Source organism: Campylobacter sp. CFSAN093238, from assembly GCF_012898015.1.
In the GTDB taxonomy this organism is placed as follows: domain Bacteria; phylum Campylobacterota; class Campylobacteria; order Campylobacterales; family Campylobacteraceae; genus Campylobacter_D; species Campylobacter_D jejuni.
The window spans coordinates 1,473,381-1,485,636 of record NZ_CP040611.1; the positions used below are offsets into that span (position 1 = coordinate 1,473,381).

The window sequence follows — 12,256 nt, forward strand, 5'->3', positions numbered from 1 at the left end:
AAAACCTAATTCTTAGTTTTAAATTCATATTTTAATTTTTTAATCTTAAACCACAATTTGATATACCCCCCCCCATACCATTTTTTATTAGCTTCAATTAAAGCAAGTCCTAATTTATAAGTGAAGCATCTTTTTTCTTTTAAAGCTTCATTATAATCAGGATAAGTTTCTAATGGAGGTAAGGTTGATTCTGGGTTTAATTTAATTTTATGTTTATAATTTTTTTGCTCTTGTTTATATAGTATAACAATACTTAATAAAATATACGGTAAAAATATATAACCTAAAAAATTTTTAGAATTTATTATCATTGCTTGGCCTAATCTATATGGAAGTTGGTTTTGAATCCTTTGTTTAGCTGTTGAAAAAGTTTTAAAATGATTGAGTTGTTGAGTTAGTGAGGAGATTTGTTGGTTTAGTGAAGTTATTTCAATTAATTTACTTGTTTTTAGTGTATATTCTTCTATAATATCTCTATACATTTCGATAGGTGGAATTAAATATGAAAAATCTTTTGTATATTTATATTGCGAAAAATTATTTTTTATTTGAATGAAATTCGGATCATCTTTAACAAGTAAAAAATTGACTATAGATGCTTTATCTGATGTATTGGATAGATTATTAATTATAGTTGTCTCATAAGAAATTTCTGTTATAGGCAGATTGTCTTTATTATACATAACGATAGTATCACTATCGATTACAAAATCATCATATAGCCAATCAAAATTGTTGTAACATCTAAAACTTTTTACTATTTCTTTTTTTGAATTTTTAAAAACCATGCTAAAGTAGTTTTCACACATTGATTGATAAGAAGATAATACTCCTTTTTTAGTTGGAAGAAAAGTATGTACTCCTAAAATTTTATAGCCTATATATGGTTTTGGAAAAGAAATTAAATCTTTATCTAAAATTTCAACATATTTATCATTGTAAATTAGATCTTTATATGCTTTAAGGCAAGGATTAGATATTAAATCAGATGGACTAAGAACTTTAAAAATTGCATTTGTCTCAAAAATTAATTTCCTTTCTGAAAATTTAAAATAATTTAAGTTTTCAGAAATATTTTTTCCAAGTTGGTACATTATAGTAGCTAGGAGATGGTAGGGATCTAGGGATGCGGTATAAAACTTAAAACATTTTGTATCAATCATTTTTTGATGCAAATCAATCAGATTAAAATCATAAAATAAACTTAATTGTTTATGAATTTTTGTAATAAAATTAGCACTTTTGTTTTTATTATCGTTTATGCATCTTAAGTCAAAAAGTAATAAAACTAAAATTTTCTTTTTTAATAAGTATAATTGCTCATAAAGATAATTGATATATTTAATTATCTTAAAATCAAGATTTTTGTAACAAAAACTCATCGTTACATCCATTAGATTTACTTCAAGTATAATCAAATCAGCATTTTGAATCAAATCTTTATTTTCTTTCCTTTTAAGTTCATAAATTTTATGTATAGAATCTGTCCCACCTATAGATAGATTATACAAGTTAATATTTTTTTGATTTAAGCCAGCTTGAAGTCCACCAGGAATTCTTGAATTGCTAGCTCCTAATAATACTATATTTTTATTCATAATTTTATTTCCACAATTAAACTTATTAATAATTATATAATATAATACTTAAAAATATACAAGGATAATTTTATAAATAGATCTATAATATAGAAATTATCTTTGATATCAAGGAGAAAATTTTTATGGAAGAAAAAATAATTTCTATAATTTTAAATGTTTTAAAAAATTCAGCTGATGATTATGAAATAGAAGAATTAAAATCAGCCAATAAGGATACTAAACTTTATAGCGGATTAGGAGGTCTTTTAGACTCTTTAGCTCTTGTTAGCTTAATTACAGATTTAGAGGAAAGTTTAGCTACAGAACTTAATATAGAAATAACTCTTGCAGATGAAAAAATGATGAGTTTGAGAAACTCTCCTTTTAAAGATGTTCAAACACTAGCTCAATATATAGCAAGTCAAATTAAGGCATAGAATGCAAAAAGTCATTCTTATAACAGGAACAAGAAAAGGTATAGGTAAACAATTAAGCGAGCATTATCTTTCTTTAGGTCATACAGTTTGTGGATGTTCTAGAGGTGCTTCAAGTATAAATCATATAAATTATAGACATTTTGAGCTTGATGTAAGCGATGAAGAAAAAGTAGTTTCTATGGTTCGTGCTGTGCGTAAAGAATTTTCTCGTATAGATGTATTGTTAAATAATGCAGGCATTGCTTCTATGAATCATATTTTAACCACGCCTTATAAAAGCGTTAATAATATTTTCAATACCAATGTTTTTGGTACTTTTTTATTTACAAGAGAAGTTGCTAAAGTTATGGGCAATATTTATAAAAAAAATTATAAAAACACAAAAACCATGCCTTTTCGTATAGTTAATTTTACTACTGTTGCCACTCCTTTAAGACTCGAAGGTGAAGCCATATATGCAGCATCTAAAGCTGCTTTAGTTAATTTAACTCAAGTGTGCGCTAAAGAATTAAGTGAATTTGGTATTACTGTAAATGCTGTTGGTCCTACACCTGTTCCAACGGATTTAATTAAAAATGTTCCTCAAAATAAACTCGATGTTTTATTAAATCAGCAAGCCATTAAACGCTTTGGGGAATTTGAAGATGTGTTAAATGTCATTGAGTTTTTTCTTAATGAAAAAAGTGGTTTTATAACCTCGCAAGTAGTTTATTTGGGTGGAGTTAATGCATAATTTAAATTTTTCTCATCCTTTTTTAAACAAACTTATAGCTTATAAAGATTTAAATTGTTTAGTTTATAAAGATAAAACTTATTCTTATTTGGAACTTTTACTAGAAGTTGAGAAATATATTGGTCAATTAAATAATTTAAAAGGCATTATTGGAATTTTAGGAGATTACAACTTAAAAAGTATAGCTTTATTGTTAGCTTGTATAGAAAAAAGATTAATTGTTGCTCCTTTTTTAAAATTAAAAAATCAAGATTTTAAAGAATTAGAAGATAAAATCTATGAGGGGCAAATAGATTATCTTTATGATGAAGGTAGGTTTATACCTTATCAAAGTAAGCAGTTAAAACATAATCTTATCTATACTCTTCAAAATCATTCATCTAGTGGTTTGATTCTTTTTTCAAGTGGAAGCACTGGAAAACCTAAAGCTATGGTTCATAATCTTGATGTTATTTTAAATGTTTATCAAGGTAAAAAACCTAAGGTTATGAATATTGTTTTGTTTTTAATGTTTGATCATATTGGTGGTTTAAATACTTTATTTAATGTTTTAGGTATGGGTGCTTGTGGTATAGCTTTAGAAGACAGAAAGAATATTGAAGCTTTAGCGCAAAATATACAAAAATACCAAGTTTCTTTACTGCCTGCAAGTCCAAGTTTACTAAATCTTATACTAATGAGTGGAGTAAAAGAAAAGTATGATTTAAATTCTTTAAAACTTATTACATATGGGACAGAAAAAATGAGTGATTCTTTACTTAATCGCTTAAAATTGGAATTTCCTAAAGTTAGATTTCATCAAACATTTGGCACAAGTGAAGTTGGTATAGCTCAAACTAAAACTAAAGATAATATGATTAAATTAGAAGGTATGGCTTATAAGATTATTAATAATGAGCTTTACTTAAAAAGTAAAACCCAAAGCTTAGGTTATTTAAATGCTGATAATAGTGTATTTGATGAAGAGGGATATTTTGCAACAGGAGATTTAGTTGAGCTTTATAAAGAAAATGGAGAAGAATATATAAAAATCATAGGAAGAAGCAAAGAGCTTATAAATGTAGGAGGAGAGAAAGTTGTCCCTCAAGAAGTTGAAGGGGTGATTTTAGAACTTGACTATATACAAGATTGCTTAGTGTATGCAAAAGCTAATACTATTACAGGACAAAGTGTTTGTGTAGAGGTGCTTTTAAAACCAAATATAGAATTTACAAACCTTGAACTCAAAAAACAATTAAGAATGTATTGTAAAGATAAATTGGCTAATTATAAAATCCCAACTCAAGTTGAGATTGTAGATGGATTAGAATTAAGCCAAAGGTTTAAGAAGGTGAGGAAGGGTTAAAATGTAAGATTATTTTTTATTTTTTTTAAATTCTTTATATTCTTTTAACAAAAGATAAGGAATAGCAAATATTTTACCTTTATACCAATATTTAAAACAATAGAGCACAATCTTACCATATCTATATGATAAATGCTTTTTAATTTTTAGTGCTTCGATATAATCTATGCAAAAAACTAAAGGCAAGGGTTTTAAATAAGGAATTGCATTAAATAATATTTTTGAAATTATATTATTCATATAATGACGAAATACCATTGATATAAATAGAAATGGAAATTTTAATATTTTATTAAATTGTTTAGTATCCAATATTAAATTTCCAATTTTATAAGCCAAGTGATTTCGAATCCTAATTGAAGCTATATTTCCCATCTTATAATTTAATACAAAAGCTAATGTTTTGGAATAATTTTCAAGCTCTTTATTTTTAATCATTTTATTTAATTTAATTAGCTCTTTATTAAAAAAAGGAGTATTAAAAGCAACATACCACCATTCATCATAGTAATCATAATGTACCGGATAGTAATTTACATCAAATTCCGTATAATAGCTCTCCCAAGGCTTTACAACATAATGAGTATAATGAAGAATAGATAAATTTTGTAAATTTTTTTTCATTTCTTCTCTTGTATAATACCAATATGGCTGATTTCCTTCTCCTTTAAAATCATTAAAAATACCTTTTCTATCTAAAATAAAATGACCAGCTATAAAATTCCATTTACAAGGAAGTATTATTACTTTTTTATTAATAACATAATTTAAAATATCCTGATCTCCAACTTCAAATGTGTATGAATTTGCAACATTTACCATTCTTTTTTCTAAAGATTCTAATCTCCACTGTTTTAAATTGATTAACATAAAACCAGCATTAAAATAAAGAGGACCTTTTTCAATAATCAAATCTCTAACATTATCTTTTTTTGATTTCCCTACAAATAAACTTCCTGGCCATTGTTTTATATCTGGAGATGCTGCAATAATATAATCTTGTAAATCCAAACAAAATAATTCTCTCAAATCAGAAAAAACAAGCATATCTACATCTAAGTACAAACATTTTTCACAATTTTCAGGCAAAATACTCCCTAAATATAACCTAAAATAGGTAGCATAATGCTTTACCCAAATAGGAACATCCATCTCTTTAAACAACTCAGCATCCATTATGTGTAATTTAATTTCCGCAGGATAATCATTTTCTCTACTTAAATGTTTAATCATTTGATCAAGCTTTATAGAAGTTTTTTCTTGTATAGAATCAATTAAAATATGAAATATAAACCCTTCTCTTGACTCGAGAGAATTTATATCAATCTTTGGCAATATATTAGCTTCTTTATAAACATCAAGAAAAGTTTTTTGACTATTAATATTTTTCATGATACTTGTAATTAAAACTGACAAATATTTCACATAAGATTCATTACAACCAAAAACAATATGAAACATAAATAAACCCTCACAATTTATATATTTAAAACTCTAAAAATTAACAAATATTAACCTTATTAGTAAAAACTTTCCCAAACTTATCTTTCTTATAATCAAAATATTTTTTTTGCACAGTATGCTTTGCAAAAAATTCATCTTTATCAAATTGATAATAAATCACGGGCTTTTTTAAAACAGCCATCTCAAAAGCCACACTTGAATAATCCGTTATCATTAAAGATGATTCACAAAAAAGCTTTTGCATACTCATTTCAACAGAAGGTATTATAATATAATTTGGTAAATTAAAACCTTCCAAATAAGGTCTAATTTGTGGATGAGGACTAAAAACTATTTTGTAATTATATTTTTCATGTAATTCTTGTAATTTTTTACTGTGTAAAAAAGAATCCCATCTATAAAAATACTCACTTTCATAAAATTTTGGATTAAATCTTCTTTTCATTAATTTTTTACTATAAGAACCTACTATATATTCTCTCCAAGTAGGCATAATAAGAATTTGTTTAGTCTTTATTTTATTATTTTTAAGCAAAGCATCCCATCTAGGAAATCCCGTTAATTTTACCTCTTTAGGAGTAAATTTATAACGATTAAAATCTCCTGCTATAGAATCATATTCATCTTGCATTCCAGTAATAAATAAATCAATTTTTCTTTGATTCAACCAAGAAGATAAATCATTCTGAGTAATTCCATGTTGCAAAAATACAAAATCTTTAGTTTTTAAAGTATTTTCCCCCAAGGCTTCAAAAAAATACCTCTCAATATGCGATGAAATGAGTTTATCAGCCTTAAAAACCAAATATTTAAATTTAAAACTTTTTGGATCAACCAGTTTAAAACCTTCTTTTTTTAGTCTTTTATAATCATGAGAATTTTTTCTAAGGACAAAGGCGATATTTTTCTCAGGATAATTTTTCATAACATAGCGATATAAATGTTCAGCATTATCATCGGCTCTAAAAGGCATATCAGCAAAAAGCCATAATGATTTATTCTTAGCCCTTCTTTTTTTTAATTTTTTAATCTCATAAGAAATATTATAAGAAGTACATCTTTTTTCTTGATAGATTATATCAACCTTTTTATCGTTAATAAAACAAATCATATTTTTAGCATCTATAAAAAATTTAAGCCAAATTCTTCTTTCATAGATAAAAACTCGGTTTAAAAAATCATACTGTCTGATTTTTGAACAAATGATTTTGGCTAATCTATCGTCAAAAAGCATTTTAATTTCATCGTTAACATCTGCCGTATAAAATTTAATTAAAATTTCATCATTTTTATCATCTATTTGCTCGATAAAAACTTTGTCTATAAGCACTTTTTCTTTTTTAAAACAATGCAAAAATCCCATTTTGTGTAAAAACAAAAAAGAATTAAAATTAAATTTTATTATATTTTCACTATCAATAAAATAACAAATTTGATCGAGTAAATCAAGATATTTATGAATTTTAGCTTGATCTATAAAAGACAATTTTTCAGGATGATTAACCAGTTCTTGCACCTGCCAAAATAGTTCATACAAAATAACATTTTGTATGAAAATAGGAATTTTATCTTGCTTTGCTACAAAATTTAAAAGCTCTAAATATCCTTTTTCTAAAATTTCTAAATAGTAAATTTTATTTTTATTTTTTTTATCTAAAGTGGAACTTTTATCAAATCTTTTTCTATAAAAATATCTTGCATTTTTTAAAAATATAGATTTTAGATTTAAATTTTTAAATAAATAAATATTAATAAATTTTCCATCTTCAAAATTTAAAGTCAAATTTTCATCAAAAAAAGTATCTTTAAGATAATCACATTTTAGAAAACATGATGCAACCGAAAGTTGAATATTTTCATTTAATTTTATATTATCATAAACACTTTTGTGTTTTTTGAATTTAAAATTTAAAGCATGAGTATCTTTATATAAAATCTTTCTTTTTTCCCTATAAAAAATAATATTTGTAGCCACCATAGCTATATTATTTTGATTTTTTAAAAAACTATCTACCTCATAAAAATAATCCCTATCTAAAAAATCATCAGGATCAGTAAAGGTTACCCAAGGAATATTTAAATTATTTTCCTTTAAATATTTTAAACCCAAATTCCTCGCACTTGCTTGACCACCATTTTCTTTGTATAGATAGATAATATTTTTTGGGTATTTTTTTTGATATTTTTTAATGATATTAGCTGAATTATCAGTAGAACCATCATCAACGCAAATTAGATGAATATTATTTTTAAAATCCAATCTTTGATTAATTATAGATTTAAAAAAATCATCTAAATATTTTTCCACATTATAAACCGCTGAAACTATGACATATTTATTATAGGCTTTGTATTTTTTAGGTTTAAATTGTTTTAAAAAATTTTGTAGGGAAATTAACAAACTTTTAAAGAAGAAAGATATATTTTTTTTATACTTTGCTTTTAACAACATATCAATTTCTAGCCTTTTTAATTCTTAAATCCTCAAAAAATCCCTTAGGATTAAAAAACAATTTTCTTGCCAAGCGATAAAATTTAGTATGTGAAATCATAGCACCAAGATACTCTAAACCTAAAATTTTCATCAAAAATGAAAAAGGCCTTATGCTCTTAAGCTCATGTAAATAAGGTTTATAAACAAAAGATCTTAAAGGATAAAAGCTTTTATCATGTTTTTGTGCCATCAGTATTTTTTCTTTATCAATGATGATTTGATAAAAAATTCCCTCATGCTCAAAACTATAAAGCTCGTTAATCAAATAATAAAGCATTTCATACAAATCACACTTATCATCATTATTTTGGCCTAAAAGATCCAAAATGACTTTTTTTTCATCCTCTTTTAAAGTTAAAAAATATTTTTTAACTTGATAAAGTTTTTGCTCACTTAAATTCAAATCTTGTTTATAATCTAAATCTAAATTTTTTGTAAAAAACCAAGAATGAGGTAAAATGCCTTTTTGAAAATAAAAAATATCACAATAATCTATATCATCAAATTGTAGTTTTATACTTGCATCTAAAAATATTTTAGTGATTTTTTCTTGTTGTAAAAAATTCAACAAAAGTTCATATTTTAACTCTTTATCTATGAAAAAATCACTTATATTTTTATAAATGATTTCTCCCACATAAACACTAATATCCTTAAAATCATAATTTTGATCTTTAAAAAGCATTAAAACTTTTTCACCTTTGGCTTTAAAAACTTGCAAAGGTTTTAAATCGTGTTTTTTGATGTTTTTTAAATGCTTATAAAAAAACTGATGGTTCTTATCTTTATTTTGCATATAAGCATTTTGATTGGGTTCTATATGATAAAAATGATACATATAAATTCCATAAAAACAAGCCTCATAACCAAGTAATGAAAACCAAGATCTAAAACCTTTAAAGTTAAAAAAATTCCAATTTCTAGCATCATAACTTAAATTAGTAGGCATTTTTTCAAAACTCACACAAGCTTTTAAAATTCTAGCAAAAAGATCAAAATCTTCATAACCATGTCCAATAAAATTTTCATCATTTCCGCCTAATCTTAAAAACTGATGTTTATTTATCACAATACTTGAAGTAGAACTTGGGGCAAAAAATTTTACCCAAGTATTTCTTGCTGTAAATAAATCCTCTTGTATCAAAATATCCCAAAATTTATCATTGTATTGTTTTAATTTTTCATTAGCTTCTTTATTAAGATACACTACAGGTAAAACTATCAAAGCATTGATATTTTGAGAAATATTTTTAATTTGAATTAGTTTTAAAATTTTTCCAAAATTATCCAAGGAAATATAACAATCCACATCCAAAAACAAAAGAACATTTGAATGCGCACAACTTGCTCCTAAATTTCTGCATTTTCCTTGAGAAAAAGCTTTTTGCTCCATATCTTTAAGATAAATATGATGGTTTGCTTGGATAAAATTTTTAAGCTCGTGATTTTTAGATGAATATCCTTCAACAAAAATAAATTCTATATTCTCATCACTTTTAAAATATTTTGCTTTCTCAATAACCCTTTCTTCTATATAAGGACGCTCCTTACTTAAGCCAAAAGGAATAATAACAGATAAAAGAGCCATTAAACATTTCCTATAGCATAAAGCTGGATAATCCCTATAACCCTTTCTTCTTTCCCTACTATAATTTCTTTGATTTTATGTTTTAGCATGATCTCCTCTGCTTCACTTGCCATAGCATCAGCATCGACTACTTTAGGATTTGTACTCATGATTTCTTTAGCTCTAAAATCAAATCTTGGTTTATCGCTTGTCTTTAAAGCACGACGCAAATCCCCATCAGTGATGATACCCACTAATTTTTCATTCTCAAGTACCACACAAAGCCCTAGTTTTCCACTAGTCATCACATCAACAAGATCGTTAAATTCAGTATCAGGATGCACTATAGGAAGGTTACTTGAAACCATAAGATCTTTTACCTTGGTTAAAAGCTTACGTCCCAAACTTCCCCCTGGATGAAAAAGAGCAAAATCATCAGGCTTGAAATTTCTTACCTTCATCAAAGCAGCAGCTAAAGCATCCCCCATAACCAAAGTTGCGGTTGTCGAAGACATAGGAGCAAGCTGCAAAGGACAAGCTTCCTTTTCCACAGCTATATTTAAAAATATATCGCTTTGCTTTACAAGGGTGGAATTTTTTTTACCACACATTACTATAAGTGGAATTTTACGCTTTTTTATAGCTGGAATGATTTTTAAAATTTCTTCAGTTTCTCCTGAATTTGAAATAGCAATTAAAACATCTTCAGGAGTTAGCATTCCAAGATCTCCATGCAAAGCCTCTCCTGGATGGATGAAAAAGCTTGGCGTTCCTGTACTTGCTAAAGTAGCTGCTATCTTAGCACCTATATGACCTGATTTACCCATTCCACTGACTATGCAACGCCCTTTGGTATTTAGCATCAAATTCACAGCTTGATTAAAATTTTCATCTAAATTTTTAGCCAAATCCAAAATAGCTTGTGCTTCTTTTTCAAAGACTTCTTTGGCTATTTCAAGAGTATTCATTTTTAAACCTTAAAGATTAAGTACAACATTGGTTGCAATAGCAATTTGATAAAGAATTTGAGTTAACATTGAAAAAATTTGCAAATTCTCACTATCTACTTTTGGCAATACCAACACAGAATCGCCTCGTTTCATATCTATACCACTATGATATTTTTCAGCTTTTCCATTGCTTCGTATCACTAAAACTTTTGAAGTATCCGCTCTTTCTCCATAACCTCCTGCAAGATTGATATAATATCTTAAATCTTTGCCCTTATCATACACAAAAGCTCCAGGTAAAGAAAGCTCACCTTGAACTATGATGAGATTATTCTTACTTGGTACATTAATAGTATCACCATCTTCTAAAATAACCGAATTATAGGACTTTGGATTATCAATGACAATTTGACCCTTAGGCTCTACTTGCTTAGCTCTTTGGATAAATTCTAAAATCGTTTTTGCTTGTTGAGCTCTTATAGCTGCACCTTGAGCTGTAACAGAACCACTAGTTAAAGCTAGAGTTTCAAGCTCTTTAAGCTGAGCATTGATAAGTTCTTTTTGAGTTCTAGCTACACTTTTTCTAAACACTTGTAAAGCTTGCATGTTTGATTGTGGATTAGCTTTAATTAATTTAGAAATATCTTCTAAAGTCGTTCCTTTACCCACAACTAAAGTTTTTAAACCATTATGCTCGCCATTTACACTTATAGTTATATTTTCAGAAACATACTCAGGGTGAAATTCTACCTCATCTCCCGTTCTAAGTAAAACTTTTGAAAATTGCATTTTATTATAAGCACTGACATCAAGTTTATGATCTTCACCATAACTTTTTACGATAGCATTAGTCACGATAGGTTTAGCACCTGATACTCTAGCTAAGTCAGCTAAAGTTTTAATATCATTTGAAAGTTCAAAACGAAAAGGTCTTTGCACATCACCGTTAACAAAAGCGTAATTTTGAACATTTCCTACTAAAATAACATCTCCACTTCTAAAAGGAAAAAGATCCATTTGCCCCTTTAGTAAAAAATCATATAAATCAATATTTTTTATCACGCTGTTATTACGCAAAATTTGAATATCTCTAAAACTTCCATATTCTAAATTTATACCCCCTGCTTTATCAAGATACTGGACCACTGAATCCGAACTAAGTCCTTGATAAAGTCCTGGAGCATTAACGCTTCCTGTTACAAAAACACTGACATTTTGATAAGCATTCATATCTGCATAAACAAAAACATTGCTTTTATAGATTTTATTAACACGTGCTTTTATAACACTTACAAGGGCGCTATTTTTCACACCTAGTAAATTTACAGCTCCTACTTTAGGGATAAAAATATTTCCTTGAGAATCCACCACTAAAACTTGCGAAAACTCAACAGCTCCCCAAATTTTAAGACTGATTTGATCACCAACTGCGATCTTATAATCTGGGTTATAAACTCTTTGATTGTAATTTTTAAAATTTCCATTAAAAAGATGAGCGCCAAATACTAAAATTTGATGAATTTTTGTAAGATTATTTTCTTTATTTGCTATATCATAATTTGAGCTTAAATTTTGATCTATGCTAGTTGTAGTAGAACCTTGATCCTCTGCTGAAATGATTTGTGAAACATCCACAGCTCCAAAACATAAAATACAACTAAAAAGTAAAATTAATATTTTTTTCAT

At 26.7% G+C, this 12,256-nt stretch carries 9 protein-coding genes; 3 read left to right on the forward strand and 6 right to left on the reverse strand.

Annotation, left to right across the window (positions count from 1 at the left end; genetic code table 11):
• Positions 1 to 5 precede the first annotated feature (5 nt).
• Positions 6 to 1,598 (reverse strand): hypothetical protein, encoded by a 1,593-nt coding sequence (locus tag FBF21_RS09310; RefSeq protein WP_227944507.1) that lies wholly within the window; start codon positions 1,596 to 1,598, stop codon positions 6 to 8.
• 125 nt (positions 1,599 to 1,723) lie between these two features.
• On the opposite strand from FBF21_RS09310, the gene FBF21_RS07535 reads away from it, so the two are divergent.
• From FBF21_RS07535 to FBF21_RS07545, 3 genes are read left to right on the forward strand one after another with little or no spacing between them, the layout of a single operon-like run.
• Positions 1,724 to 2,017, forward strand: a complete 294-nt coding sequence (locus FBF21_RS07535) for a hypothetical protein (protein WP_002870916.1) — start codon at positions 1,724 to 1,726, stop codon at positions 2,015 to 2,017.
• A 1-nt stretch (position 2,018) separates the two neighbouring features.
• Positions 2,019 to 2,750 carry an SDR family oxidoreductase gene (locus FBF21_RS07540; protein ID WP_002909439.1) on the forward strand — a complete coding sequence of 244 codons (732 nt, stop codon included), beginning with the start codon at positions 2,019 to 2,021 and terminating at the stop codon, positions 2,748 to 2,750.
• Entirely contained in the window at positions 2,743 to 4,095 is a 1,353-nt protein-coding gene (locus tag FBF21_RS07545) for a fatty acid--CoA ligase family protein (RefSeq protein WP_002876064.1), read from the forward strand. The genes FBF21_RS07540 and FBF21_RS07545 overlap by 8 nt, the downstream gene beginning before the upstream one ends.
• Before the next feature lie 9 nt (positions 4,096 to 4,104).
• Here FBF21_RS07545 and FBF21_RS07550 read toward each other — a convergent pair whose 3' ends face one another.
• The 5 genes from FBF21_RS07550 to FBF21_RS07570 are packed head-to-tail and all read right to left on the reverse strand — an operon-like array spanning position 4,105 to position 12,256.
• Positions 4,105 to 5,556 (reverse strand): glycosyltransferase family 8 protein, encoded by a 1,452-nt coding sequence (locus tag FBF21_RS07550; RefSeq protein ID WP_002876063.1) that lies wholly within the window; start codon positions 5,554 to 5,556, stop codon positions 4,105 to 4,107.
• 40 nt (positions 5,557 to 5,596) lie between these two features.
• Positions 5,597 to 8,011, reverse strand: coding sequence for a CDP-glycerol glycerophosphotransferase family protein (locus tag FBF21_RS07555; protein WP_002876062.1), 2,415 nt, complete (start codon positions 8,009 to 8,011; stop codon positions 5,597 to 5,599).
• A gap of 1 nt (position 8,012) precedes the next feature.
• A complete protein-coding gene (locus FBF21_RS07560) occupies positions 8,013 to 9,641 on the reverse strand; it encodes a galactosyltransferase-related protein (RefSeq protein WP_002876061.1) in 1,629 nt (542 codons plus the stop codon).
• Positions 9,641 to 10,588 (reverse strand): KpsF/GutQ family sugar-phosphate isomerase, encoded by a 948-nt coding sequence (locus FBF21_RS07565; RefSeq protein ID WP_002876060.1) that lies wholly within the window; start codon positions 10,586 to 10,588, stop codon positions 9,641 to 9,643. The genes FBF21_RS07560 and FBF21_RS07565 overlap by 1 nt, the downstream gene beginning before the upstream one ends.
• A 9-nt stretch (positions 10,589 to 10,597) precedes the next feature.
• Entirely contained in the window at positions 10,598 to 12,256 is a 1,659-nt protein-coding gene (locus tag FBF21_RS07570) for a polysaccharide biosynthesis/export family protein (RefSeq protein WP_168985467.1), read from the reverse strand.

Coding starts and splice junctions, on each gene's coding strand:
- FBF21_RS09310 (WP_227944507.1), bottom strand. CDS start 1,598: ATGAATAAAAATATAGTATTATTAGGAGCTAGCAATTCAAGAATTCCT.
- FBF21_RS07535 (WP_002870916.1), top strand. CDS start 1,724: ATGGAAGAAAAAATAATTTCTATAATTTTAAATGTTTTAAAAAATTCA.
- FBF21_RS07540 (WP_002909439.1), top strand. CDS start 2,019: ATGCAAAAAGTCATTCTTATAACAGGAACAAGAAAAGGTATAGGTAAA.
- FBF21_RS07545 (WP_002876064.1), top strand. CDS start 2,743: ATGCATAATTTAAATTTTTCTCATCCTTTTTTAAACAAACTTATAGCT.
- FBF21_RS07550 (WP_002876063.1), bottom strand. CDS start 5,556: ATGTTTCATATTGTTTTTGGTTGTAATGAATCTTATGTGAAATATTTG.
- FBF21_RS07555 (WP_002876062.1), bottom strand. CDS start 8,011: ATGTTGTTAAAAGCAAAGTATAAAAAAAATATATCTTTCTTCTTTAAA.
- FBF21_RS07560 (WP_002876061.1), bottom strand. CDS start 9,641: ATGGCTCTTTTATCTGTTATTATTCCTTTTGGCTTAAGTAAGGAGCGT.
- FBF21_RS07565 (WP_002876060.1), bottom strand. CDS start 10,588: ATGAATACTCTTGAAATAGCCAAAGAAGTCTTTGAAAAAGAAGCACAA.
- FBF21_RS07570 (WP_168985467.1), bottom strand. CDS start 12,256: ATGAAAAAAATATTAATTTTACTTTTTAGTTGTATTTTATGTTTTGGA.